A 23,569-nucleotide genomic window follows, 5' to 3' on the forward strand; every position below is an offset into this window, starting at 1 on the left:
TGCCTGGACCTGATGGTGGACCTGGGCCTGCCGCTGGAGAACGTCTGGGTCACGGACCTGGAAGGCGTGGTCTTCGAAGGCCGCACCGTGCTGATGGACCCGGACAAGGCGCGTTTCGCGCAGAAGACCGATGCCCGCAAGCTGGCCGAAGTGATCCAGGACGCCGACGTGTTCCTGGGCTTGTCGGCCGGCGGCGTGCTCAAGCCGGAAATGGTCGCCACGATGGGCCCGCGCCCGCTGATCCTGGCGCTGGCCAATCCCACGCCGGAAATCTTGCCGGAAGTGGCGCACGGCGTGCGCGACGACGTCGTCATGGCCACGGGCCGTTCGGACTACCCGAACCAGGTCAACAACGTGTTGTGCTTCCCGTACATCTTCCGTGGCGCGCTGGACGTGGGCGCGACCACGATCACGCGCGAAATGGAAATGGCGGCGGTGTACGCCATCGCCCAATTGGCGGAAGAGGAACAGAATGAAGTCGTGGCCGCCGCTTACGGCACCTATGACATCTCGTTCGGCCCCGAATACCTGATTCCCAAGCCGTTCGATCCGCGCCTGATCGTGCGTATCGCGCCGGCCGTGGCCAAGGCGGCGATGGACGGTGGCGTGGCCACGCGTCCGCTGGCCGACCTGGAAGCCTACGAAGAGCAGTTGCAGCAGTTCGTGTACCACTCGGGTGCCTTCATGAAGCCCTTGTTCTCGGCGGCCAAGCGCATCGTGCGCGGCGGCGGGAAGTCGCGCATCGTGTTCACCGAGGGTGAAGACGAACGCGTGCTGCGCGCCGTGCAAGTGGTGGTGGACGAAGGCCTGGCGCGCCCCATCCTGGTGGGTCGTCCGGCCGTGTTGCTGTCGCGCATCGAGAAATTCGGCCTGCGCCTGCGCCTGGGCGAAGACGTCGAAGTGACCAATCCGGAATACGACGAACGCTTCCATCAGTACTGGACCACGTACTGGGAGCTGATGTGCCGTCGCGGCATCACCAAGGAAATGGCACGCGTGGAAATGCGCCGCCGCCTGACCTTGATCGGCGCGATGATGGTGCACCTGGGCGACGCCGACGGCATGGTCTGCGGCACCGTCGGCGCCTATCACGACCACCTGCGTTTCGTCGATGAAGTGATCGGCCGCCGCCCGGGCCGCAACGTGTATGCTGCCATGAACATCCTGCTGCTCAACGAGCGCACGGTGGTGCTGGTGGACACGCACGTGAACGACGAACCCACGGCCGAACAGATCGCGGAATTCACGGTGATGGCGGCGCAGGAAATGGCCCGCATGAACCTGGCGCCGAAGGTGGCGCTGCTGTCGCGGTCGAACTTCGGTTCGGGCAGCTCAGCTTCGGGCGCCAAGATGCGTCGCGCCTTGGAAATCGTGCGCGAACAGGCGCCGGAACTGGAAATCGACGGCGAAATGCACGGCGACTGCGCGCTGGACGAAGCGCTGCGCATGCGCATCCTGCCGTCGTCCACCCTGAAGGGCGAAGCGAACCTGCTGGTGTGCCCGAACGTGGATTCCGGCAACATCGCCTACAACCTGCTGAAGACGGCGGCCGGCGGCAACGTGGCGGTGGGCCCGTTCCTGCTGGGCGCGAACGCGCCGGTACACATCCTGACGTCCAGTTCGACGGTGCGCCGCATCATCAACATGACGGCCATGACCGTGCTGGACGCGAACCGGGTGGAAGCTTAGATCTGAAGGAAGGGCCCCCACGCTGCGCACGCATCGCGTGCTTGAAAAGAAAAATGCCCCGTGAGGGGCATTTTTTTTTGGGCGGCGGCAGCTTAGTTGCTGCTGGCCTTCCAGGTGCCGTCGGGCTGTTTGCAGAACCAGAATTGCCACTTTTCGGTGGTGCTGGTGCGTGCGAAGTCGGCCACCAGGAAGCGGCAGACGCGGTCGTCCTTGACCTTGCTGGTTTGCGTGGGCGTCAGTTGCACGGTGATCGGCGCGGCGCGCTTGGGCTGCGTCTTGCTGGCCCATTCGGTGCGTTGGCCATCGGCCGAGCTGTTCAGCGCCTGTGCGATCGCTTCGTGGAACGACGTCCGGTCGCCTTTGGGGATCTCGGTGATGAGCGAGTTGTTCAGCAGTACCGGCGGCGCGGCCACGGCGGTTGCCGACAAGCCGGTCGCGATAAGCAACGCGGCAAGAACGCGGGTGGTTTTCAAGTTGGGCTCCCTGTCTGATGGATCAGATTGTCGTGCTTGTACATGAGCGGATAGTACGCGAACCCGGTCCATTTTCAATCCGCCCGCCCGCGCCGGTCGGCTTGGCGCGCTTTGGCGAAAAAAAGGCCGCCCTATTGCAGGCGGCCAAGGTACAACAAGGGGAGGGAGTTAATCGTTGCCGGGCAGATCAGTTGCCGTGGTAGACGCCAGCGAAGGGCATGTCGTTGGGTTCGACGTTGCTGACCAGGCCGGCGGCCTTGGCGGCGGCTAGTTCGGCTTGCACGTCAGCGCGGGTCTTGCCCGACTGGGGGGCGCCGTAGACGCCTTGGAACGGCACGTTGTTCGGTTCGACGTTGGTCACCAGGCCTGCGGCCTTGGCGGCAGCCAGTTCGGCTTGCACCTGGGCGCGGGTCGGGCCTTCGTACGGGGTGCCGTAAACGCCTTGGAACGGCACGTTGTTGGGTTCAATGTTCTGCGATGCGTAGGCGCCGGCGCTCAGGGCGGCCAAGGACAACATCAAAGCGGTAGCGAGGGTCTTCTTCATGGTAAATCTCCGATTTCAAGAGCCTAGGGGGCGAATCCGGCGGCCTATCCGTCGTGGTTCGTTGCTGTTTCCCGATGACTGAATTGTGCGCCGAATCCATATAGGGATAAACCCGTGTATCGGTAAAACATCTTTCCATTAATGGAAGAATGCCGTTCTATTTACTCGATAGTCTCCATTAATGGAATGGATAGCGCAGGCAGTGGCCTACCTGGAGCCCGCATGGAAAAGGTTCGTCTGACCGGTGAAAAAGCCACGCTGTTGATCACCCTGTATGCCAAGGCCGAGGAAAGCCGTCTGCCCGGCTCGCTGTTGCAGGACCACTACGCCGCCGAGGCCGTGGCGCGCCTTGATCACGATTTTTCAGCGCTGGGCATGCGGCCGGACGAGATGATCGGGCTGGCCATGCGGGCGTACTCGCTGGATATCTGGGCGCGGGCGTTCATCGCCGCCCACCGTGGCGCCACGGTGCTGCATCTGGGCTGCGGCCTGGACAGCCGCGTATACCGGGTGGCGCCGCCCCCGGAGGTCAACTGGTTCGACGTGGATTATCCCGACGTGATCGACCTGCGCCGCGCGTTGTATCCGCCGCGCCCGGGTTATCAGATGCTGGGTTCATCGATGGCGGACTTGGGGTGGCTGTCGCAGATTCCCACCGACAGGCCGGCCTTGGTGGTGGCCGAGGGGTTGTTCCTGTACCTGTCCGAAGACCAGGTACTGCAATTGCTGCGCACCGTGACCACGCAATTCCCATCGGGCGAGGTCGTATTCGATGCCTACAGCCGAATGGGGCTGGCGCTGGCGGCGCGCAACCGCATGTTCCGGGCGACCGGCGCGGTGATGCGCTGGAGCTTGGACAACCCGCTGGACCTGGAGTCGCAGGTGCCGGGCCTGCGGCTGTGCGACGAGCAATGGGTGTATGAAGAAAGCGGCGGCAGGCAGTGGGCCAGGTACACCTGGCCGGCCCGGGCAGCGATCTGGCTGATGCGGCGGGTTGCGCCGCTGCGGCGCCTGGGCAGGCTGCTACGCTACCGTTTCTAGCCGCGCCGGCTTAGTAATGCGGCGGCAGTTCGTCGCGCAGGCTGCGGAAGGGCGCGGCGCCCTCGGGCGCCTGCTGGCGTAGGTCGGCCACTTCGCGCAGTAGCCGGTCTATCTGCTGTTGCTGCCGCACGATGATCTGGTTCAGCTGTTCCAGCAGGTCGTCCGCGAAGCTGGACTTGACCTCCAATTCGAGCAGGCGGCGTTCGATGTCTTGCGATGGTTCCATGGCGGCTATTAGAACCTATTCCCGCTTTGCGTTTCCAACGGGGATGGCGGCGGCCATGGCCATGGCGGTGGCGGGGCAGGCGCGCAGCGATAGTGGGGCGTGGTTTACGGGAGACGGATGTGACGAAGCGGGTCGGACGGCGCGGCATGACGGCGCCACGAGGAGTGCACTGGGGGGTCCGTTGGGCTGCGCGCGGTTCGCTGGCGGCGGGCTTGACGCACGCGCTGGCGAACGGCGCCTGGGCGCAAGACGCCAGCCCCACGCTATCCCCCGTGGTCGTGACCGGCACGCGCCTGGGTACCTCTGTGCTGGACACGCCGGCATCGGTGGACGTGGTCGAGGGCGTGGCCATGCGCCGCGGCCAGCCCGGGATCAACCTGTCCGAAGGCCTGGCCGGCGTGCCGGGCCTGCAGATCCAGAACCGGCAGAACTATGCGCAGGACCTGCAGATATCCAGCCGGGGCTTTGGCGCCCGGTCCACGTTCGGCGTGCGCGGCGTGCGCCTCTACGTGGACGGCATTCCGGCCACGATGCCGGATGGGCAGGGGCAGACGTCCAACATCGACATCGGATCGATCGACCGCGTGGAGGTGCTGCGGGGGCCGTTTTCCGCGCTGTACGGCAATTCATCGGGCGGCGTGATTCAGGTCTACACCCAAGACGGGATGCCGCCGCCCACGCTATCGGCAAGCGGATGGGGCGGCAGCGACGGCACCTGGCGCTACGGTGTGAAGGCCAGCGGCGGCGAAGCAGGCGGCCTGGACTATGTGCTGGACGCCAGCCGCTTCACGACCGATGGCTACCGCGACCACAGCGCCGCGCGAAAGAACCTGGCCAACGCCAAGCTTGGCTTGCAACTGGACGACGCCAGCCGCTTGACCATCGTTGTCAACAGCGTGGACCTCAAGGCGCAGGATCCGCTTGGCCTGACCTACCAGCAGTTCCAGGACGACCCGCGCGCCGCCCCCCTGGCCGAGCAGTACGACACCCGCAAGACGGTTCGGCAGACGCAGGGCGGCGTGGTGTACGAACGGCAGATCGATAGCCGCAACTTCCTGCGCGTGATGGCGTACTACGGCCAGCGCGACACCACCCAGTACCAGTCGATTCCTCCTGCGGTGCAGCTGCCGCCTACCCAGGCGGGCGGCGTCATCGATCTGGCGCGCCAGTATGGCGGTGCGGATTTTCGCTGGACGTCCGAGCTGGATCTGGCGGGCCGGCCGCTGACGCTGATCGGCGGGTTTTCCTACGATTCCATGCGCGAAGACCGCCAGGGGTATCAGAACTTCACCGGCACGGGCGCCGATCGGCAACTGGGGGTGCAGGGCGCGCTGCGGCGCGACGAGACCAACACCGTCTACAACGCCGATCCCTATGTGCAGGCGTCATGGAAGGCGTCCGAACGCTGGACGATGGACGCCGGCCTGCGCTACAGCACGGTCCGCTTCAATTCGGACGACCACTACATGACGGCCGGCAATGGCGACGACAGCGGCGCTGCGCGCTACCGCAAGGCGCTGCCGGTGGCGGCGCTGCGCTACGCGGCCAGCGCCGACGTCAGCGTGTACGCCTCGTATGGGCGGGGTTTCGAGACGCCGACCCTTAACGAAATTTCGTATCGTCCCGGCGGTCTGCCGGGTCTGAATTTCGGCCTGGCGCCGTCGCTCAGCACCAATCTGGAAGCGGGCGTCAAAGCGCGCATGGCGGGCGGCCTGGCGACGGCGGCGGTGTTCCATACGGGTACCGACAACGAGATCGTGTCCGCCGGCAGCGCCGGCGGACGCACCAGTTACCAGAACGCCGGGCGCACGCGGCGCGACGGGCTGGAACTGGCCTGGTCGGGGGAAGTCGCGCGCCACTGGCGCACGCAGTTTGCCTATACGTGGCTGAACGCGCGGTATGTGGACGACAGTTCCGGCGACATTCGCGCCGGCGACAAGATTCCCGGCATTGCGCGGCAGGCGGTGTTTGCGTCGGTGGCGTGGGCGCCGCCTGAAGGCTGGCAGGCGTCGGTGGAAGGCCGCTACCTGAGCCAGATCTACGTGAACGACGCCAACAGCGAAGAGGCGCCCGGCTACTTCGTGGCGGCGGTCAGCGCCGGCTATGTGAAGCGGGTGGGCGCGTGGGAATTGAACGCCTATGCGCGCGTGGACAATCTATTCGACCGCCACTACGCCGGGTCCGTGATCGTCAATGAAAGCAACGGCCGCTACTACGAGCCCGCCGCCGGGCGCAGCGTGGGCGTAGGCGCCGGCGTCGCGTACCGGTTCTAGCGCGGTGCGGCGTCAGTCAGACGTCAGTCAGGCGCATCCGGATAGCAGACGCCGTAGTCTTCGCACGCGGGGCAGCCCGGCGCGGCGGACGGCGGCAAGCCCGCGTGCTCGCAGGCCGAGTACGCCAGGAAATGTTTCCAGCGCAAATTACGCACGTTGCGGATCACCAGGCCGGGATAGTGCCGGGCCAGCAGGAACGTGACGTCTTCGCGGCCCGACAAGCCCAGGTCGCGCCACAGGTGATCGGGGCGCAGGCACGCGTGCACCAGCACGCCGGTGACCCAGGTCGTGGTTTCGGGTTCTGGGGCGCGGTAGGCGTCCAGCAGCACGCGCAGCAGCAAGGTGAAGCCGGGTTGAGGATCGCCCCGGCCGCGCGCGGCATAAGCCGCGGCCTGCTCGCGCAACGCAGCCAGCCGCGCGTCGTCCGATGCCAGCGCGCCGGGAAACAGATGGTGAAGCAACTGTTGCAGCTCGTCGGGGCAAAGGCCGCTGCGCGCCAAGTCCTGGTGTGCAAGGCTGGTACCGATCACGGTGGCGAAAAAGCCGGCGTCGGGATGACCGGGCGGCGCGTGATGCAACAAGGCGCGGGCAAACCGCTGGGCCGGCGCGGGTGAAACGGCCGGGGCGGGAGGGGGGATCAGCACGGCGTCCATGAGGGTCGCTACAGTCGTTCAAATGTTAATGAAATCGCTATGTTGCGGAATATATAACGAAAAATGACTGAAATTCCGTACTGCGGGACAAAAACCCCTCAGGACTTACCCGCGAGCTAGGGATGTCCCGGGGGTATGATCGGTGTCCCTGATTTCCTGGGTTTGCCCTCCGCATGCCGCGCACTTTCCGCCCCGCAGTCTCCCGAATGACCGGCGCCACCCTTCTGGCGCTGGCAGGCCTGGCGTTTGCGGCGCCGCCCGTTGCGGCGTCCGATATCGGCGCCGTCGTCGAATCCATCCGCTTGTCGCGCTACCCGTTGCGAGAACCGGAGCGGCGCGTGTGGGGCACCGAGAACGTGCGCGACGCGGTGCTGGTCGGTCAAATGGAGAACCGCCTGTACCTGTATCGGTACGTGCGGGGCACCGGCAAGGAATTCCACCTGGCCTTCCGTTCCCAGCCCTTGGTAATCGATCCGGCGGCGTGGAAGGCGGCGCGCGAAGAGAACGTCCGGGTCAGGACACCGCGCGACGGCGAGACTCTGTACTGGGTCGGCTATACCTACAACGACACCGATGCTGCGCAGTCCGACGGCTTTCTGGTGGATGCCGCCGGTAATGCGGCGACGGTCCGCGCCGACGCCAGCCTGGCCGTCGTCACCGCCAATCAACCGTGGGACGAGGCTCGCAAGGCGCAAGCCCTGGCGACGCTGCGGCAGGTGCTGACGACCTACCCCGGACGCCTGAAGGCGTTTCCCGCCGACGTGCGCTTCGAGCATCAGGCGCCGGTGGACGTGACGGCCGTGTTCCGTACCCTGCATCAGGTGGCGCGTGCCATTCCGCGTGGCAAGAGCGCGGAATTCGGACGTGCGCTGGCGGACCTGCGCCGCTTCGTGATGGAACAGGACTTCCGCGAGATCGATCCCGGCGGCAAAGACCCCGAGATGCTGACGGCTCTGAATGACTACGGTTTCTGGCTGGCGGAATCGGGCGATGCCGTGCAGGCGGACCGTGTCTTGAGCGACGTGCTGCGGCGCGACCCGTCCCGCACGGCCGCCTATCTGAACCGCGCCGATGCGCGCTGGGCGCAAAGCGCGAAAGCCGGCGACAGGCGCGGCTACTTCGAGGCCCTGGCGCGCGAGGATTACCGCTTGTATTGCGCAAACCGCCTGATGGCCAAGGAACCGATCCCCGGCAATATCGCCAGCCGCATCAGCGGCGCCCTGAACGAGAAAGCGCTGGACGCGGCCGTTTGCCGGCCCCGGCTGGCAATCTTCAAGGCGATCCGGGCCGACGACCTGGACGCGGTGCGTGCCGAGCTGGCGCGAGGCCAGGATCCCAATGGCGTGAACGAGAACGGCACGTCGGCGCTGGCCGTGGCGGTGTCGGGCAAGCAATTGGAAATCGTGCGGGCCTTGCTGGCGGCGGGCGCCCGCGCGGATGGCCCCAACAACGGGTTCGTGCTGTTGGCCAGCGCCTTGCCGGACGCCAAGGACACCCGTCCGGCGGCGGAACGCTACGCGTTGGCCGATGCCCTGATCGCGGCTGGCGCGCCGCTGAATGGTGTCGACTACAACGGCACGCCGTTGCTGGTGCGGCGCATTTCGTACTTCAGCGAAGACAAGGACAGCCTGACCTACCTGCTGGCAAAGGGCGCCGACCCGAATGCGCGCGAAAAGAACGGCCGGTCGGCACTGCATGCCGCCATGGGGGCGCCCAGCCGATTCTGGTTCGCCGAGCAACTGCTGGCCAAGGGCGCGGATATCAACGCCGCCTATGTCCGCATGTATTACGGCAACCGGGGCATGTGGGAAACCCCGTTGCTGGAAGCGCTGCGCGAATCGAATTCCGGAGAACTGACGCCGACCGCGACGTATCCGGTATCCGAGCGCGTGGCCTTCGCGCTGGCGCACGGCGCCGATGCGGCGGTGGGCGGCTACAGCGCCAGCAAGACGCCCGAGCGCAACGGCTTGAATGAAGCACTTACCCTGGCGGCGCGCACGATGGAGCCCGCGTTGGTGGACCAGTTGGTGCAAGCCGCTGGCCAGCCGCGCATGCCACTGACGCCGGAACCGCTGTCCAGCTTGCTGAGCGTGTGGAACCAGGTGGAGATCCGCGCGGCGATCAAGCAGAACGGTCCCGAGTGGGACGGGCAGCGCGCCAGGCTGCGCGCCACCGCTGACCGCCTGTTGGCGGCGGGCGTGCCGCTGACCCGCGCGGACGACGCCACGGGCGTCAGCAACAACGGCATCGCGCCCCTGAGCTTGCCGTGGCTGCCCGACGACCTGTATCAGGCGTGGCTGGAGAAGGGTCGGATGCCTCGGACCGCACCGGCAACAGCGTGCGCATCGACGGCGTGGCCGATACCGACGCCCTGCCGCTGGTGATCATGCTGCGCCTGGGCAAGGAAAGCAAAACGAAGATGCTGCTGGAACACGATGCGGGCCTGTACCGCACCCCCTGGCGTTGCGGCATGGCGGTGGCCGATGTGCTGGCCTGGCAATTGGACGACGGCGGTCCGCTCAGCCCGATGGGCGCGCGTGCCGTGAAGCAGGTGCTGGATGGCGCGGCGGGCGCGGCCAGTTGCGATTTGAGCCAGCGTTCGCGCGTGCAGCCCTATGTCGGCGTTTCCGCCAGCGATCTGGCCGCGCGGGCCGGGGTGGCATTGACGGTGGCGGCGCCGAAGTAGGCCGGCGCGTTCCGCGCGCGGGGCGCGCAATGTAAAACAGGCACCCGAAGGTGCCTGTTTTTTTTGCTTCAACGGCAAGCCGTCATTACATGGCGTGGCCCATGTTGACGTTCATGTTGTACAGCACCCATGCCGAACCGCCGACGATGATGGCGATGATCAGCACGGTGAAGACGAACGCGGCCAGGTTGTCGCGTGCCGACTTCGACGCGCCCATGTGCAGGAAGTACACCAGTTGCACCAGCAACTGGAGCACGCACAGGGCGACGACGCCGACGATGGTGATGGTGTGCGACAGCGCGCCGTGCATCACCAGGCCGAACGAGCCGAAGGTGAGCAGCAGCGAGAGCACGAAACCGATGATGTAGGACTTCAGGCTGCCGTGGTCGGCGGCGTGATCGTCGTGGCCGTGTGCGGCCGCAGCGGAGTGCGACATCAGATGGCTCCCATGAGATAGACGAAGGTAAAGACGCAGATCCAGACGATGTCCAGGAAGTGCCAGAACAGGCTCAGGCACGCCAGACGACGCTTGTTGATCGAGTCCAGGCCATGGCGGCGGATCATGTCCAGGAGGACGATGATCCAGATCAGGCCGAAGGTGACGTGCAGGCCGTGCGTACCGATCAGCGTGAAGAACGCCGACAGGTAAGCGCTGCGGCCCGGGCCGGCGCCTTCAGTGATCAGGTGATGGAATTCCCAGACTTCCATCGCGATGAAGCCCGCGCCGAACAGGAACGTGACCATCAACCAGCCCATCGCGCGGGACTTGTTGTTGGCGTGCACGTTCAGGTTGGCCATGCCGAAGGTGAAGCTGGAGAACAACAGCAACAGCGTTTCGACCAGCACGAACTTCAGGTCGAACAATTCCTTGCCCGTGGGGCCGCCCGCGGTGGCGTTGGACAACACCGCGAACGTGGCGAACAGCACCGAAAAGATCAGCAAGTCGCTCATCAGATAGACCCAGAAACCGAAAACGGTCTTGGATCCATCGTCATGATGCGCGTGATCGTCGTGACCCGCGTGGGGGTGAGTGGCTACGGCTTGAATCATGGCTCAGGCGGCCTTCTGCATTTTTTCAAAGTGGGCGTTTTCGATGCGTTCGACTTCCGCGGCCGGGACCCAGTAATCGACGTCGCGGTCGTAGGCGCGGGCGATGAACGAACCGACCATGCCGACGAAACCGGCGATGGCGAGCCACCAGATGTGCCAGATCAGCGCAAAGCACATGACCAGGCCGAACAAGCCGATGTACACGCCGGCGCCGGTGTTCTTCGGCATGTGGATGTCTTCGTACTTGGCCGGGCGCTTGTAGGCCTTGCCGCTTTGCTTGTCTTCCCAGAACTGGTCCAGCTCATCAACGTGAGGAACGTGGGCGAAGTTGTAGAAAGGAGCAGGCGACGAAATCGACCATTCCAGGGTGCGGCCATCCCAGGGATCGCCCGTGACGTCCTGGTTTTGCTTGCGTTGGCGAACCGACACGAACACTTGCTGCAACAGGAACCAGATGCCCAGCATGATCAGCGCGGCGCCAGCCAGCGCGACCAGCAGGTAGGGTTGCCATTCGGGGTTGTCGTAGTGGTTCAGACGACGCGTCATGCCCTTGAAGCCCAGGATGTACAGGGGCATGAAGGCCATGAAGAAACCGACGAACCAGCAGTAGAACGAGTAGCGGCCCAGGCGCTCATTCAGCGTGAAGCCGAACGCCTTGGGGAACCAGTAGGTCATGCCCGCGATACAACCGAACACCACGCCACCGATGATGGTGTTGTGGAAGTGGGCGATCAGGAACAAGCTGTTGTGCAGCACGAAGGACACGCCGGGGATGGCCAGCATCACGCCGGTCATGCCGCCGATGACGAAGACGATCATGAAGCCCAGCGTCCACAGCACCGGCGTCGTGATGCGCAGGCGGCCGCGGTAGATGGTGAACAGCCAGTTGAAGATCTTCGCGCCCGTCGGGATCGAGATAATCATCGTCGCGATGCCGAAGAAGGCATTGACGTTGGCCCCCGCCCCCATGGTGAAGAAGTGGTGCAGCCAGACCAGGAACGACAGCACGCCGATGGCGGCCGTGGCGTAGACCATGGACTTGTAGCCGAACAGCGTCTTGCGGGCAAAGGTGGCAACCACTTCCGAATACACGCCAAACGCCGGCAGCACCAGGATGTAGACCTCGGGGTGGCCCCAGATCCAGATCAGGTTCACGTACATCATGACGTTGCCGCCCATGTCGTTCGTGAAGAAGTGCGTGCCCAGGTAGCGGTCGGCGGTCAGCAGCGCAAGCGTTGCCGCCAGCACGGGGAAGGCGGCGACGATCAGCACGTTGGTGACCAGCGAGGTCCACGTGAAGATCGGCATCTTCATCAGGCTCATGCCCGGTGCGCGCATGCGCAGGATGGTCACGATGAAGTTGATGCCGCTAAGCGTGGTGCCCAACCCGGATATCTGGAGCGCCCAGATGTAGTAGTCCACCCCGACGCTTGGGCTGTAGTCCAGCCCTGACAACGGCGGATAGGCGAGCCAGCCGGTCGCGGCGAATTCACCCACGAACAGCGAGATCATCATCAGCGCGACGCCGGCGCCGAACAGCCAGAAGCTCAGCGAGTTCAGGAACGGGTAGGCCACGTCGCGGGCGCCGATCTGCAGCGGCACCACGATGTTCATCAGCCCGGTAATGAAGGGCATCGCCATGAAGAAAATCATGATGACGCCGTGGGCGGTGAAGATCTGGTCGTAGTGGTGCGGTGGCAGGAAGCCGGCGGAGTCGGCGGACGCGACCGCCAACTGGGTGCGCATCATGATGGCGTCGGCAAAGCCGCGCAGCAGCATGATCAGCGCGACGATGATGTACATCACGCCGATGCGCTTGTGGTCGACGGAGGTCAGCCATTCCGTCCAGAGGTACTTCCACTTGCCGAAGTAAGTGACGGCGCCGAAGACCGCTAGGCCTCCCAGGCACACGGCGGCCAGCGTAACCATGACGATAGGTTCATGGTACGGAATGGCCTCGAGGGTGAGTTTCCCGAGCATTGTTAGTTAATTCCTGCGATCAGATTTTTCGACGTGGGGGTGCACGTGGCGTCGTCCACACCGGCCATCTTGGACATGGTGCTGCCCAGAATGAAATCAAACATGGCGGGAGGCGCCGAGGAGTACTTGGCGACCGGATTGCGCTCGCTGCGCTTGGTCAGTTCAGCGTAGGCCTCGGGGGTCAGCGCCGTGGGCGAAGCCTTGGCTTCCTTGACCCAGTTGTCGAACCCTTCCTGCGACGTGGCGATGGCCTTGAAGCGCATGCCGGAGAAACCGGCGCCGCTGTAGTTGGCCGAGATGCCCGCGTAGGTGCCGGCTTCGGTCGCGTTCAGGTGCAGCTTCGTTTCCATGCCGGCCATCGAGTAGATCTGGCTACCCAGCTGGGGGATGAAGAACGAATTCATGACCGATGCCGACGTGATCCGGAAGTTGACCGGGACGTTCACGGGGAACGCGATCTCGTTGACCGTGGCGATGTCGTACTCGGGGTAGATGAACAGCCACTTCCAATCCAGCGACACCACCTCGATGGTGACGGGCTTGTGTTCGGAAACAAGCGGCTTGTAGGGATCCAGCGCGTGCGTGGAGCGCCAGGTGATCACGGCAAGAATCGCCACGATGATACAAGGCACGGTCCAGACCACGATTTCAATCGCCGTGGAGTGGGCCCACTTGGGCTGGTAATCGGCTTTGGTATTGGATGCGCGGTATTTCCACGCAAACGACACGATCATGAACAGTACTGGAATCACAACGATGAGCATCAGCCCCGTCGCCGTGAACAGCAAAGTCTTTTCCTGGGCGCCAATGTCTCCCTTGGGAGAGAGAATTTCCATGTTGCAGCCGCCAAGCAGCATGACCGCGCCGACGCCAAAAATGCGCGTTAGGGTCGCAAGGAGGGGGTGTTTCACGTACAGCCTTGGATGGATGGTTGGAAATGCTGCGGAGCAGCAAGCTGGAATGCTGCCAAGCAGCAACGTCCATCCTATCGGCTTGATATCGGTCAAGCATGCGACGAATGGTCGCATTGCCTGGGAGGATTCTGCCCCCAACAGGGCAGATTCAGGGTTTTCCTAGGGGGCAGATGCCCTAGGTGGTGGGGGCGGGGTGCGACGATATGTCGCACCTGCACAGGGCAGTGTTGTAAAGATGTGTCGCACTGCACCCATCAGTCGACAAGGACTTCCCGTTCCGGCCCCGGTTTTTTTGCCAGCTTGCGCTGCAGGGAGCGCCGGTGCATGCCCAACAGGCGCGCCGCCGCGGAAACGTTGCCGCCGGTCTCGTGCAGGGCCTGGTGAATGTGTTCCCATTCTAGGCGGTGCAACGGCGTCATGGTCGTTTCGATCGTAACGGATTCTGGCTTCACCAGGCCCAGCGTGCGCAGGATCATTGGCGCGGTGGCGGGCTTGGGCAGGTAATCGTCGGCCCCGCGCTTGATGGCTTCGACGGCGGTGGCCACGCTGGCATACCCGGTGACCAGCAGAATCCGCATGTCCGCGCGAAGTGCGCGAAGGGGGCGGATCAGGGTCAGGCCGGAGTCTTCACCCAGGCGCAGGTCCACCAGCGCGAAGGCCGGCCGGATCTCTTCGGCCACGCGCAGCGCTTCGGCGATGCCGGTGGCGGTCCGGGTCTCGAGGCCGCGGCGCGACAGGCTGCGCTGCAAGGTGCGCACGTACAGTTCGTCGTCGTCGATCAGCAGGCCAAGGTCGGTAGGATTCATCACTTTCAAGTTCCGGGGTTGCCCAGGGGCAGGTAAAAGCGGATGCGGGTGCCTCCCCCTGAGGCGGCGGTCATGGTCATTTCACCGCCCAGCTGTTCCACGGTGGCGTGCGACAGCGCCAGGCCGACGCCCAACCCTCCCGGCTTGCCGCTGTTGAACAGGCTGGTCGCCGGCAGCAGGGTCTGGTCGGGGTCGAAGCCCCGCCCGTAGTCCCGGACTTCGCCGCGCAGGGCGCCATAGCCGTATTCCAGATGCAGGTCCACGCGGGGCGCCTCGGCGGCTTCGCCCGCGTCGGCCGCGTTGTTCAAAAGGGCCTGCAGCAGATGCGCGATCGCCGGATCCACCCGCAGGCTGGTCGGCAGGGTGCCGGAGCGTTGCAGGTCGATCGTCGGGCGGATCAGGCGCCATTGCCCCACCACGCGGACCAGATCCACCGCGGTTGGGACAGCCAGATTGCGGATGCGTTCCCGGCAAAGGGCCAGCAGTTGGCTCAAGGTGGCCACGTCGGCGCGCAGATCTTCGTCCTTGACCTCGGCGGCGATCTCGTCGGCCAGCAGGGTCATGGTGGCCAACGGGGTGTTCAATTCGTGCGCCATGGCCGCGGCGTGGGTGGCCAGGGCAACGATGCCCTCGTTGCGGGTAAAGCGTTCGCGCAAGCGGGCCAGCTCGCGTTCGCGGTCGCGCAGGTCGGACGCCAGGCGGGTGGAAAACACCAGCACCACCACGACGGAAATCAGGAAATTCACGCCCAGGCCCCACAGCAGCAGGGAATGGGTGTCCACATCGCCGCGCAGCGGCTGGCCGAAGATGGCCGCCGCCGCGTAGCCGGAAATACCCGCGACCGCCGCCGCCAGCGCCCAGTTGCGCGGCAGCGCCAAGGCCGCCAACGCGGTCAGGATCAGGAACATCGTGCCGAACGGATTGCTGATGCCGCCGCTCCAGCCGACCATCCACGACAGCACCGCCATGTCCACGAAGAGATGGCCGAAGGCGGTGGCGTGGGACAGGTCGCGCGGGTGGCGCAGGCGCAGGCTGGCGTAGGCGTTGAATCCGATCAGCACGCCGACGCCGATCCACAGGGGCTCAAGCGGCAGGGCAAGGCCCAGCACGCTGCTGGCCAGCAGGATGGTGGCGGCTTGGCCGGCGATGGCGAGCCAGCGCAGGCTGCATAAGGTACGCAGGAATGAAAAGGCGGAACTACCGGGCATATCCAGACACAGAGGTGCCGGCGGCCCGCCGGCGGGTCAAGCGCCCGGCGGCGCGGAACGCAGGCATCCGGCGCGCGGCGCGAGGGGCCGGCTGCCGTCGGGCCTGACTCAGGCGTCGACGGCGGATGTGCAGGCATTGTATGGCGATTCAGCGCGAGACGCTGGCGGGGACGCGGATGGTGCGTCCCCGATATTCGCTCAGTGGCCGTGCTGCGGCGCTGGCGCGGCCCCCGCCTTCGCGTTGAGCGCGCGGGCCTCGGCCTGCACCGGCACGCGGCGCTGCTGCTGGCTGTCGTCTTCCACCACCAGCGTCAGCGCGATGCGGTCGCCGGGTTGGATCTGTTTGGCCAGGTCGATCAGCATGACATGGTAGCCGCCGGGCTTCAGTTCCACCGGCTGGCCGGCGGGCAGATCGATGCCGGGGACCTGGCGCATCTTCATGACATTGTCCTGCATGGCCATTTCGTGGACTTCCACGTGCTTGGCCGCCTCGGACTCCACGGCCACCAGGCGGCCGGGCACCGCCGAGGTCAGGCGCATGAAGGCGCCGGTGGCGTGCTGGCTGGGCACGGTCGCGCGCACCCAGGCGTCGTCCACCTTCAGGGTGGCGTCCTGCGCCAGCGCGGCGGGAGCGAAACCGGCCAGCGCGCACAGGGAAAGGCCGGCGGCCAGGGACTTGAACGAAAAGGGCTTCATCATGTTGGCTTCTCTTGATCGGGTTGACGGCGGCGGGGTCACAGCACGGTGCGCAGGTCTTGCACGCATTGCTCGGCGGTTTGCTGGTGGCGCAAGGCCAGCCGGAGCTTGCCCTGCGCATCGATGATGTAGGTCAGCGCGGTGTGGTCCATGGTGTAGGACGAGCCGGTGGCCACCTTTTGATAGAACACCTTGAATGACTGGGCCGCGGCGCGGGTCTGCTCCGCATCGCCGCGCAGGCCGACGAACGCCGGATCGAAAGCCTGGGTGTAGGCGCGCAGGATGTCGGGCGTGTCGCGCTCGGGGTCGACCGTGATGAAAAGCACCCGCAGCTTGTCTGCGTCGGCGCCCAGCAGGCCCTTGATCTCGATCGCGCGGGTCAGCGCGGTCGGGCAGATGTCCGGGCATTGCGTGAAACCGAAGAACAGCATGACGGGGTGGCCACGGTAGTCGGCCAGGCGGCGGAGCTGGCCGCCGGTGTCCTGCAATTGGAAGTCGCCCGTCGGCATGCCGGACAAGTCCATGCCGTGGAGCTTCGGGGCGTCTGGCCCGCAGCCGGCCAGGGCAAGCAGGGCAAGGGAAGACAAGAGCAGGCGGCGCCGCGGATCGGGCGCATGGGAAAGCGCCGCGCCGGCGGGCGGGCGCAGGGCGGGGGAACGCATGAACGGGGAATGCATGGAAACCTCTTGGGTCGACGGTCGGCAAGGCGCGCGGCTGGGCCGCGCGGTCAGGCGGAGTCAGGCCAAAGAAGGCGGGGCGCGCGAACCGAGGGGCGGGCCGTGGGCGGCCAGCGCGGGCAAGGCCCGGTAGGCGGGCGGGGGCGGAACATACCGGCCCGCCGGCAGCAGAATGGGTGTCAGCGCGGGAGTGGGCGCGGGGACGACATGCGCCAGCAGCCCGAAGGGGCATTGCGCGCCGGTCTTGGCGCCGTCATGACCGGCGGGGGCGTCGCCGCCCGCCTTGGGGCTGGCCAGCGCCAGGCTGAATGTGGACAGGTCGCCCGCCGCCGAGCAGAACGTGACTTCCAGGCGGCCATCATGCAGCGCGCGGGCGTCGGGCATGTAGCCCGTGGGCACCAGGGCGCGCAGGACCAAGGCCAGAAGCGCCAGCCACAGCACGCCGCGGGCGCGCGCGGCGCGTCCCAGGGGGTGGAGGCGGGTCAGGTCGGGCATCGCGCCATTTTAGCCACGCCCAGGGGTCAGTCGCCTGCGTCCAGACGCCGCACCAGGGCAATGTAGCGGCGTTGCGCCTGATCGGCGGGCAACCCGGCCAGAAGACGCCAGGCGGCATGCCGGATCTGGCTGCGGGCATCCGCATCGGGCGGGGCCGCCGGCGGCGCGTCGCCGTGGCGCGCTTGCTGTTCGTAGGCGGTAAGCCGGATCACCACCGCAGCGGACGGCGGTGCGGGCAGCGAACGCAATTCGATCACGGCCGCTTCAAACGCATCGGGCAGCGCGTTGGCGTCGAGGGCCAGGGTGGCCTCGTCCATGGCGTCGCCTTCGGGTTCGTGGCCGACGGCGGCGGCCAGCCTGCGCCACAGGGCGTCTTCGGCTTCGGGCTCGTCGGCGCGGGCGGTGACTTTGCTGATCGCATTGTTGCGCAGGCGCAGCGTGTGCGTGGCCCCGGCTTCGTACAGGTCGGCCCCGTCCTGCACCTGGAAGCGCAGCGGCAGCGCAATGGCGCGGCCCGCCAGCGCGGGTTGCCCGACGTCGCGGATTGCGAACGTGTTGCGCGAATAGTCCATCAGCCGCGAGAACAGAGTGATCAGCGCGCCGCGGCCTTCGTACACGCCGCTGACAGGGCTATCGCCTTCTTCGGTCCAGACGACGTCTTCGGCGAACAACGGGAACAGCGTTTCGAATTCGCCCGCCAAGAGGGAATCGCGGTACGCCCCGAGAATGCGCTCGACATCGGCCGCGCCCATCGGGGCGGCGCGCCCGGCCGCACGCGGCGATTGCGCGGCGGCGGGGTCGCGGTCCATGAACTGCAGCACGGTGGCCGCGACGAGGTCGCGGTCGTTGTCCACGCAGATCATGTGATAGCTGTTGTTCAGCAACACCAGCTGGCTGCCGGCGATGGCGTCATGCAGCAGATGCGCCGAACGCACCGACGTCAGCTCGTCCTCGTGCGCGTGCATGATGAGCGTGGGGCAGGCGATGCCGTCCAGTCCGCGCGTGACCGCGTTGCGCAGCCGATCGACTTCGCGCACGCAGGCCAGCGGCACCCAGCGGTAATGGAAGTTCTCGCCACGTTCGAACTTGGCCTTGACGATGGACCGGACCAGCTCGTTCTTGATGCCGTAGGGCTCTTCCTCTTCGACGCGCATGCGCGCGGCCAGGCCCGGGATGCGGTAGACCAGCTTGCGCAGGCCGCGGTACCAGGGCGTGCTCCAGCCGTCGATGAAGACGGGCGCGGCCAGCGACACGAGCTTGCCCTGCTTGTGCCCGACCCGTTTGCAGAGTTCGACCGCCAGCAGCGCGCCCAGGCACATGCCCATGACGTGCAGCGTCTCGTGGCGCTGGGCGACTTCGCGGTATTTGTGCGTCACGGCGTCCAGCCAGTCTTCCATGCGGACGGACAGCAGGTCCTCGGGCGAACCGCCGTGACCGGGCAGGGTCAGGCTGTAAGTCTGGATGCCGGCGCGTTTCAGGACCTTGTGCATCGACCCCAGGTCGTATTCGGTTCCGCCCAGTCCATGGATCAGGAGGGCGCCCGTGCCGGACGGCGCGTCGAGGTTACTGGCTGGCATCGGCCGGCTCGCGCTCGATCTCGCCCAGCCGCCACATGCCGGCCACGACGGCCACGCTGCCGTCAAAGTCGGACAGCGGCGACCCTCGGTCGCTGACCAGCCGCCAGCCGCCCGCCGAATGCGCCACGCGGAACAGCAAGGGCGTGCGGTCCTGGGTGCCGGCGCGCCGCGCCGCCCAGTGCATCGCCAGGCGCGACCGGTCTTCCGGATGCGCATGCGCGGTCAGCGACGCAAGATCCGTGATGGCGCTGGCCGGAAGGCCGAAAGCGTCTTGCAGGTCGCCCGCCAGTTCAAGCTTGCCGTCATGGGGATTGAAGCGGTACATCAGCTGGTGGCTGCCCGCCAGCGCCAGGTCGAAGCGCCCGCGCCACCGCTCGGCGCTTTCAAGCGCCTGGGCGCGCGCGCCGCGCAGGGTATTGACCAGCAATAGCAGCAACGCCGTGATCACAAGGTAGACCTGGGTGGCCAGCAGCACATGCCAGGGGTCGTTGGCCTCGACAAACGGCCCTTCGCCCTGGGCGCTTTGGTACAACGCCATCAGCATTAGCGTGACCATCGCCAGCGTTCCGCCCGGCGTGCCCCAGACCAGCGCGATCAGCACGGCGAACACCAGCGGCAGATAAGTCAGCTCGAAGGAGACGACGTAGGGCAGGTTCTGGATCATGTCGCCGTCGAACGTCATGAAGGTCGACACGATCATCAGTGCGTAGGCGGCCGTGCCGATCAGCAGGTCTCGCATCCGAGGGCCGCCGGAGCGCCGCGGCCGGAATTGCGCCCATCCCGTTAGTGCCGGCGCCAGGATCAGCACGCCGGCCAGATAGGCGGTGACCCAGGTGCGCAACCGGACCAGCGCGTGGGCATCCTGCGTCAGCCACAGCCAACCGCCGCCCATCAGCGCGCTGCTGGCGGCGCCAGCGACCGCCCCGGCCAGCAGCGCGGCCACGAAACCCGGGCCTTCGGCGCGTGGCGACAAGCGCTGTACCGTCCATGCCGCCAGCAGCGAAGACAGGCTGCCCGTCAGCGCGAAGACGATGGCGGTGGCCGGTTGCCCGCGCGTGACCAGCGTCAACAGCAGCTGGGCGCAGAAGAAGCCCGCGGCCAGCAGCAGCCAGTCGCGGCGCGGCGACAGCAGATAGGCGCCGACGGCCACCCCCGGCGGCAGCCAGACGAAGAGCGCGTGGCTGACCGGGTCGTTGAGCAGGTGCGAGAACACGCCGCACAGCAGGTAAGGGAGGGTCCACAGCAGGCAAAGCGGATTCTTTCTAACCGTGTCGGTCATGCCCATGTCGGTCCTTGCAATCGCGTTGAGTCGTGGCGAAGCGCGTTCACCGTGATCAGCGGGTTATACACGGCCCGGCGGCCGCTGCGAAGCACCCTCGCCACACTGGCACCCGAAAATCTTGGTACCCTTGAATGCACTTCCGTTTCCACCGCCCTCTCAGTGCCCCAGGTTTCAGTGCTTTCCTTGTCCGCTTCGATCGCGTCCGTGCCCGCTTCCGCCCCTTCTGCCGCGGCGCCTGCCGGCCCGCCCGGTTTCCGCAGACGGCTTCGCCCGTTCGGGCGGCTCTGGATGGGCGCCGTGGTCGTGGCCTTGCTGGTCTTGCTGACCGCTTGCGGCACCACCAAGGTTCAGCCCGGCTATTACCGGGTCCAGTCGGGCGACACGTTGACGCAGATCGCGCGCAAGCAGGGCACCAGCGTCAGCAACCTGGTGCGATGGAACAGTTTGTCGAACTCAAATTCCATCGAGGTCGGGCAGATGCTGCGGGTGGCGCCGCCTGGGGGGCAGGCCAGCACGTCCGCCTCCGGCAAGGCGCCGTCCAAAGCCGCCGCGTCGTCGCCGCGGACGTCCTCGTCGACGAAGCGGCGCACCGCGCCGCCGGGCGCGATCTCGCTGGTGTGGCCGGCCCAAGGCAAGGTCACGCGCGGCTATGACGGCGGCGGATCCAACGGCATCGTCATCTCGAATTCGTCCGGCACGCCGGTGGTGGCCGCGGCGGGCGGCACGGTGGCCTATTCGGGCAGTGGCCTGCGGGGTTATGGCCACCTTGTCATCATCAAGCACAACGCCAGCTTCCTCAGCATCTACGCCCACAACAGCAAGCTGCTGGTCAAGGAAGGCCAGAGCGTGAAGCAAGGGCAGAAGATCGCCGAAATGGGCAACAGCGACAGCAAGCAGGTCGGGCTGTATTTCGAATTGCGCTATGACGGCCAGGCGGTCGACCCGGCGGGGAACCTGCCGCCGAAGTAACCCGGCGGCAACGCGGCCTACGGCGTCGCGTCCTGCGTCAGGGTCGAGATGAACGTGGCGGTGCGCGGATCCGTGGGGCGCGAGAAGAGCGTCCGGGACTCGCCGGATTCCACGACGACGCCATCCAGCAGGAACACCACTTCGCGCGATACGCTGGCAGCCAGGCGCAGGTCGTGCGTGGCCATCAGCATGGTCATGCCCTCGGTGGCCAACTGGCGCAGCACGTCCACCACTTCGGCGGCCAGCCCGGGATCCAGCGCAGAGGTCGGTTCGTCGCAGAGCAGCACGCGGGGCGCGGGCGCCAGCGCGCGGGCAATCGCCACGCGTTGCTGCTGACCGCCCGACAGGTTGGCAGGCCAGGCGTCGGCCTTTTCTGCCATGCCGACCTTCTTCAGCAGTTCTTCGGCACGGGCGCGGGCGCGGTCCAGCGGCCACTTCTGCACCGTCAGCAACCCTTCCATCACATTGCCGATCACCGTCTGGTGCGGAAACAGCTGGAAGTTCTGGAACACCATGCCCGTCTGCTTGCGCACGCGCTGCACCTGATCGCGCGCCAACTTTTGGCCCGGTTCGAATTCAACGGTTTCGGGCCCGATGGAAAGCGTGCCGCGGTCGGGCACTTCCAGCAGATTCACGCAACGAAGCAGCGTGCTTTTGCCGCTGCCTGACGGGCCGATCAAGGCGGTGACGCTGCCTTCGGCAATGCTCACGTCCACCTGCTTGAGCACCAGGTTTCCGCCGAAGGATTTTTCGATTTTCTGCAGGCGGATCATCGGCTTTTCTCGGAGAACACGGCGTGCTGGCCAAAACGCCGTTCCAGGCGGACCTGCGCGGCGGACAGGACGGAACTGAACACCAGGTAGATCAGCGCGGCCTCGGTGTAGAGGATCAGCGGTTCATAGGTGACGGCCGCGATGCGTTGCGCGGCCTGGAAGATCTCGGGCACGGTCAGCACCGCCGCCAGCGACGTGTCCTTGACCAGCGCGATGAACGAATTCGACAGGGGCGGCACCGCCACGCGGGCCGCCTGCGGCAGGATGGTCCGGCGCAGCGCCTGGCCACGCGTCATGCTGAGCGAGTACGCCGCTTCCCACTGGCCCTTGGTGATGGATTCGATGGCGCCGCGGATGACTTCCGAGTTGTAGGCGCCTACGTTCAGCGTGAAGCCGATCAGCGCGGCGGGCAGCGGGTCCAGCACGATGCCCACGCTGGGCAGGCCGTAAAAGATCACGAACAACTGCACCAGCAGCGGCGTCCCGCGGATCAGCCACACATAGAAGCGCACCACCGCCACCAGCGGCGCCGGGCCGAACAGCCGGATCAGCGCCACCACGAACGCAAGCGCCAGCCCCAGCGCGAAAGACATCAGCGTGAGCGGCACCGTGAATACCAGCCCGGCGTGCAGCAGCGGCCAGAACGAGTCGGCCATCAACTGCACCCAGGCCGGCACGGTCCACGACCCGATTTGCGCCAGCAGCCAATCGGGCATGACGGCTTGCAGCCAGGAGGGTAGCGTCATGTGCGTGCCCGTCGCTTATTGCGCCGACAGGTCCGTGCCGAAGTATTTGACGGATATGGTCTTGTAGGTGCCGTCGGCCTTGATGTCGGCCAGCGCCTTGTTGATGGCGGCTTGCAGCTCGGGGTTGCCCTTGCGGATCAGCACGCCGGAATTGCTGAATTCAGCGGTCTTGTCGGTGGCGGCGATTTTCACCCGCGCGTTGGGTTTCTGCTTCTTGAAGTCCAGGAACGACAGGTTGTCGTTGACCGTGGCTTCCACGCGGCCCGAGGTCAGCAGGTCAATGGCTTCGTTGAAACCCTGCACGGCAATCACTTCTGCGCCGTGGCTTTGCGCCAGCTTGCCGAAATTGCTGGTCAGCGTATTGGCCGACTTCTTGCCCTTCAGGTCAGCAAATGATTTGATGGTGGTGTTGTCGTCGCGCACGATCAGCACCGCTGCCGAAGAGATATAGGCATCGGAAAAATCGTATTTGGCTTTGCGCGCGTCGGTGATCCCGACCTGGTTGATGACGGCATCGTACCGCTTGGCGTCCAGCCCAGCGATCAGGCCGTCCCACTTGCCTTCCACGAATTGAGCCTTCACGCCCAGGCGTTCGGCGATGGCGCGGCCAATGTCCACATCAAAACCGGTAAGCTGGCCTGATGCATCGTGGAAGGTGAAGGGCGCATACGTGCCTTCGGTGCCGATCTTGAACGTGCCGGCGGATTTGATCTGGTCCAGGCCGGACTGGGCGTGGGCAGCGGTCAGGGCGGCGGCCTGGATAAGGCCGGCGATGAACAGCGAGCGAAAGAGTTTCATGGCAATGCTCCAC

24 protein-coding genes are annotated in these 23,569 nt (G+C 65.9%); 6 read left to right on the forward strand and 18 right to left on the reverse strand.

All coding sequences use genetic code 11. The features are described 5' to 3' along the window. Nucleotides 1-1,689: phosphate acyltransferase (locus ACE039_RS25560; RefSeq protein ID WP_485823666.1), on the forward strand; the 1,689-nt coding region annotated here is incomplete at its 5' end. 92 nt (nucleotides 1,690-1,781) lie between these two features. Here the strand turns inward: ACE039_RS25560 and ACE039_RS25565 are convergent. Both ACE039_RS25565 and ACE039_RS25570 read right to left on the reverse strand, forming a co-directional pair. Further along, nucleotides 1,782-2,162: a hypothetical protein gene (locus tag ACE039_RS25565; protein ID WP_105558298.1), complete on the reverse strand. Its 381-nt coding sequence runs from the start codon at nucleotides 2,160-2,162 to the stop codon at nucleotides 1,782-1,784. Between the two features lie 187 nt (nucleotides 2,163-2,349). Then, entirely contained in the window at nucleotides 2,350-2,706 is a 357-nt protein-coding gene (locus ACE039_RS25570; protein WP_088589517.1) for a DUF4148 domain-containing protein, read from the reverse strand. A gap of 222 nt (nucleotides 2,707-2,928) precedes the next feature. Here ACE039_RS25570 and ACE039_RS25575 point away from each other — a divergent pair, with 222 nt between their 5' ends. Continuing rightward, nucleotides 2,929-3,747: a class I SAM-dependent methyltransferase gene (locus ACE039_RS25575; protein WP_485823667.1), complete on the forward strand. Its 819-nt coding sequence runs from the start codon at nucleotides 2,929-2,931 to the stop codon at nucleotides 3,745-3,747. 10 nt (nucleotides 3,748-3,757) lie between these two features. Here the strand turns inward: ACE039_RS25575 and ACE039_RS25580 are convergent, their stop codons facing one another. Further along, complete coding sequence (locus ACE039_RS25580) at nucleotides 3,758-3,973, reverse strand: SlyX family protein (protein WP_006222589.1); 216 nt, start codon at nucleotides 3,971-3,973, stop codon at nucleotides 3,758-3,760. A gap of 146 nt (nucleotides 3,974-4,119) precedes the next feature. Between ACE039_RS25580 and ACE039_RS25585 the strand changes: the two genes are divergently transcribed. Next, a complete protein-coding gene (locus tag ACE039_RS25585) occupies nucleotides 4,120-6,246 on the forward strand; it encodes a TonB-dependent receptor domain-containing protein (RefSeq protein WP_485823723.1) in 2,127 nt (708 codons plus the stop codon). A gap of 23 nt (nucleotides 6,247-6,269) precedes the next feature. On the opposite strand, the gene ACE039_RS25590 is transcribed toward ACE039_RS25585, so the two are convergent. Further along, nucleotides 6,270-6,899, reverse strand: a complete 630-nt coding sequence (locus tag ACE039_RS25590) for a nitrogen fixation protein NifQ (protein WP_485811807.1) — start codon at nucleotides 6,897-6,899, stop codon at nucleotides 6,270-6,272. 206 nt (nucleotides 6,900-7,105) lie between these two features. Between ACE039_RS25590 and ACE039_RS25595 the strand changes: the two genes are divergently transcribed. Beyond that, nucleotides 7,106-9,283, forward strand: a complete 2,178-nt coding sequence (locus ACE039_RS25595; RefSeq protein WP_485823668.1) for an ankyrin repeat domain-containing protein — start codon at nucleotides 7,106-7,108, stop codon at nucleotides 9,281-9,283. After that, complete coding sequence (locus ACE039_RS25600; RefSeq protein ID WP_485823669.1) at nucleotides 9,238-9,585, forward strand: hypothetical protein; 348 nt, start codon at nucleotides 9,238-9,240, stop codon at nucleotides 9,583-9,585. The genes ACE039_RS25595 and ACE039_RS25600 overlap by 46 nt, the downstream gene beginning before the upstream one ends. 85 nt (nucleotides 9,586-9,670) lie before the next feature. Here ACE039_RS25600 and cyoD read toward each other — a convergent pair whose 3' ends face one another. The 11 genes from cyoD to ACE039_RS25655 all read right to left on the reverse strand — a co-directional run bounded on the left by cyoD (nucleotide 9,671) and on the right by ACE039_RS25655 (nucleotide 20,267). Then, nucleotides 9,671-10,021, reverse strand: a complete 351-nt coding sequence (gene cyoD, locus ACE039_RS25605; protein ID WP_054422653.1) for a cytochrome o ubiquinol oxidase subunit IV — start codon at nucleotides 10,019-10,021, stop codon at nucleotides 9,671-9,673. After that, nucleotides 10,021-10,635 carry a cytochrome o ubiquinol oxidase subunit III gene (cyoC, locus tag ACE039_RS25610; protein ID WP_006222595.1) on the reverse strand — a complete coding sequence of 205 codons (615 nt, stop codon included), beginning with the start codon at nucleotides 10,633-10,635 and terminating at the stop codon, nucleotides 10,021-10,023. Before cyoC ends, cyoD begins: the two co-directional genes overlap by 1 nt. Nucleotides 10,636-10,638: 3 nt before the next feature. After that, nucleotides 10,639-12,615 carry a cytochrome o ubiquinol oxidase subunit I gene (cyoB, locus tag ACE039_RS25615; protein ID WP_105558303.1) on the reverse strand — a complete coding sequence of 659 codons (1,977 nt, stop codon included), beginning with the start codon at nucleotides 12,613-12,615 and terminating at the stop codon, nucleotides 10,639-10,641. A 2-nt stretch (nucleotides 12,616-12,617) separates the two neighbouring features. Continuing rightward, nucleotides 12,618-13,526 (reverse strand): ubiquinol oxidase subunit II, encoded by a 909-nt coding sequence (gene cyoA / locus ACE039_RS25620; protein WP_485823670.1) that lies wholly within the window; start codon nucleotides 13,524-13,526, stop codon nucleotides 12,618-12,620. Between the two features lie 257 nt (nucleotides 13,527-13,783). After that, nucleotides 13,784-14,335 (reverse strand): response regulator transcription factor, encoded by a 552-nt coding sequence (locus tag ACE039_RS25625; RefSeq protein ID WP_006221322.1) that lies wholly within the window; start codon nucleotides 14,333-14,335, stop codon nucleotides 13,784-13,786. A 5-nt stretch (nucleotides 14,336-14,340) separates the two neighbouring features. Then, the gene (locus tag ACE039_RS25630; RefSeq protein WP_448709320.1) at nucleotides 14,341-15,543 is read right to left on the reverse strand and encodes an ATP-binding protein; all 1,203 of its coding nucleotides are present in this window, start codon (nucleotides 15,541-15,543) and stop codon (nucleotides 14,341-14,343) included. A gap of 198 nt (nucleotides 15,544-15,741) precedes the next feature. Continuing rightward, nucleotides 15,742-16,239 carry a copper chaperone PCu(A)C gene (locus ACE039_RS25635; protein WP_485823724.1) on the reverse strand — a complete coding sequence of 166 codons (498 nt, stop codon included), beginning with the start codon at nucleotides 16,237-16,239 and terminating at the stop codon, nucleotides 15,742-15,744. Nucleotides 16,240-16,277: 38 nt separating this feature from the next. Then, nucleotides 16,278-16,916, reverse strand: coding sequence for an SCO family protein (locus ACE039_RS25640; protein ID WP_485823671.1), 639 nt, complete (start codon nucleotides 16,914-16,916; stop codon nucleotides 16,278-16,280). A gap of 60 nt (nucleotides 16,917-16,976) precedes the next feature. Next, nucleotides 16,977-17,411, reverse strand: coding sequence for a DUF2946 family protein (locus ACE039_RS25645; RefSeq protein ID WP_313460201.1), 435 nt, complete (start codon nucleotides 17,409-17,411; stop codon nucleotides 16,977-16,979). A 26-nt stretch (nucleotides 17,412-17,437) separates the two neighbouring features. Beyond that, a complete protein-coding gene (locus tag ACE039_RS25650) occupies nucleotides 17,438-18,988 on the reverse strand; it encodes an acyl-CoA-binding protein (RefSeq protein ID WP_485823672.1) in 1,551 nt (516 codons plus the stop codon). After that, nucleotides 18,975-20,267, reverse strand: coding sequence for an MASE1 domain-containing protein (locus ACE039_RS25655; RefSeq protein ID WP_485823673.1), 1,293 nt, complete (start codon nucleotides 20,265-20,267; stop codon nucleotides 18,975-18,977). Before ACE039_RS25655 ends, ACE039_RS25650 begins: the two co-directional genes overlap by 14 nt. Before the next feature lie 291 nt (nucleotides 20,268-20,558). Here ACE039_RS25655 and ACE039_RS25660 point away from each other — a divergent pair, with 291 nt between their 5' ends. Further along, nucleotides 20,559-21,239 carry a peptidoglycan DD-metalloendopeptidase family protein gene (locus ACE039_RS25660; protein ID WP_332008173.1) on the forward strand — a complete coding sequence of 227 codons (681 nt, stop codon included), beginning with the start codon at nucleotides 20,559-20,561 and terminating at the stop codon, nucleotides 21,237-21,239. Between the two features lie 17 nt (nucleotides 21,240-21,256). Here the strand turns inward: ACE039_RS25660 and ACE039_RS25665 are convergent, their stop codons facing one another. The 3 genes from ACE039_RS25665 to ACE039_RS25675 form a co-directional block, all read right to left on the reverse strand. Then, nucleotides 21,257-22,012: an amino acid ABC transporter ATP-binding protein gene (locus ACE039_RS25665; protein WP_105558311.1), complete on the reverse strand. Its 756-nt coding sequence runs from the start codon at nucleotides 22,010-22,012 to the stop codon at nucleotides 21,257-21,259. After that, nucleotides 22,009-22,689 carry an ABC transporter permease subunit gene (locus ACE039_RS25670; protein WP_054423301.1) on the reverse strand — a complete coding sequence of 227 codons (681 nt, stop codon included), beginning with the start codon at nucleotides 22,687-22,689 and terminating at the stop codon, nucleotides 22,009-22,011. Before ACE039_RS25670 ends, ACE039_RS25665 begins: the two co-directional genes overlap by 4 nt. A gap of 84 nt (nucleotides 22,690-22,773) precedes the next feature. Then, nucleotides 22,774-23,556 carry an amino acid ABC transporter substrate-binding protein gene (locus ACE039_RS25675; protein WP_105558312.1) on the reverse strand — a complete coding sequence of 261 codons (783 nt, stop codon included), beginning with the start codon at nucleotides 23,554-23,556 and terminating at the stop codon, nucleotides 22,774-22,776. Between the last annotated feature and the right edge of the window lie 13 nt (nucleotides 23,557-23,569).

The sequence above is a fragment of the Achromobacter maghribensis genome, assembly GCF_057334215.1.

Coding starts and splice junctions, on each gene's coding strand:
- ACE039_RS25645 (WP_313460201.1), bottom strand. CDS start 17,411: ATGCCCGACCTGACCCGCCTCCACCCCCTGGGACGCGCCGCGCGCGCC.
- ACE039_RS25640 (WP_485823671.1), bottom strand. CDS start 16,916: ATGCATTCCCCGTTCATGCGTTCCCCCGCCCTGCGCCCGCCCGCCGGC.
- ACE039_RS25660 (WP_332008173.1), top strand. CDS start 20,559: ATGGGCGCCGTGGTCGTGGCCTTGCTGGTCTTGCTGACCGCTTGCGGC.
- cyoD (WP_054422653.1), bottom strand. CDS start 10,021: ATGTCGCACTCCGCTGCGGCCGCACACGGCCACGACGATCACGCCGCC.
- ACE039_RS25635 (WP_485823724.1), bottom strand. CDS start 16,239: ATGAAGCCCTTTTCGTTCAAGTCCCTGGCCGCCGGCCTTTCCCTGTGC.
- ACE039_RS25650 (WP_485823672.1), bottom strand. CDS start 18,988: ATGCCAGCCAGTAACCTCGACGCGCCGTCCGGCACGGGCGCCCTCCTG.
- ACE039_RS25570 (WP_088589517.1), bottom strand. CDS start 2,706: ATGAAGAAGACCCTCGCTACCGCTTTGATGTTGTCCTTGGCCGCCCTG.
- ACE039_RS25575 (WP_485823667.1), top strand. CDS start 2,929: ATGGAAAAGGTTCGTCTGACCGGTGAAAAAGCCACGCTGTTGATCACC.
- ACE039_RS25625 (WP_006221322.1), bottom strand. CDS start 14,335: ATGAATCCTACCGACCTTGGCCTGCTGATCGACGACGACGAACTGTAC.
- ACE039_RS25595 (WP_485823668.1), top strand. CDS start 7,106: ATGACCGGCGCCACCCTTCTGGCGCTGGCAGGCCTGGCGTTTGCGGCG.
- ACE039_RS25665 (WP_105558311.1), bottom strand. CDS start 22,012: ATGATCCGCCTGCAGAAAATCGAAAAATCCTTCGGCGGAAACCTGGTG.
- cyoB (WP_105558303.1), bottom strand. CDS start 12,615: ATGCTCGGGAAACTCACCCTCGAGGCCATTCCGTACCATGAACCTATC.
- ACE039_RS25585 (WP_485823723.1), top strand. CDS start 4,120: ATGACGGCGCCACGAGGAGTGCACTGGGGGGTCCGTTGGGCTGCGCGC.
- ACE039_RS25580 (WP_006222589.1), bottom strand. CDS start 3,973: ATGGAACCATCGCAAGACATCGAACGCCGCCTGCTCGAATTGGAGGTC.
- ACE039_RS25675 (WP_105558312.1), bottom strand. CDS start 23,556: ATGAAACTCTTTCGCTCGCTGTTCATCGCCGGCCTTATCCAGGCCGCC.
- cyoC (WP_006222595.1), bottom strand. CDS start 10,635: ATGATTCAAGCCGTAGCCACTCACCCCCACGCGGGTCACGACGATCAC.
- ACE039_RS25590 (WP_485811807.1), bottom strand. CDS start 6,899: ATGGACGCCGTGCTGATCCCCCCTCCCGCCCCGGCCGTTTCACCCGCG.
- ACE039_RS25655 (WP_485823673.1), bottom strand. CDS start 20,267: ATGACCGACACGGTTAGAAAGAATCCGCTTTGCCTGCTGTGGACCCTC.
- ACE039_RS25630 (WP_448709320.1), bottom strand. CDS start 15,543: ATGCCCGGTAGTTCCGCCTTTTCATTCCTGCGTACCTTATGCAGCCTG.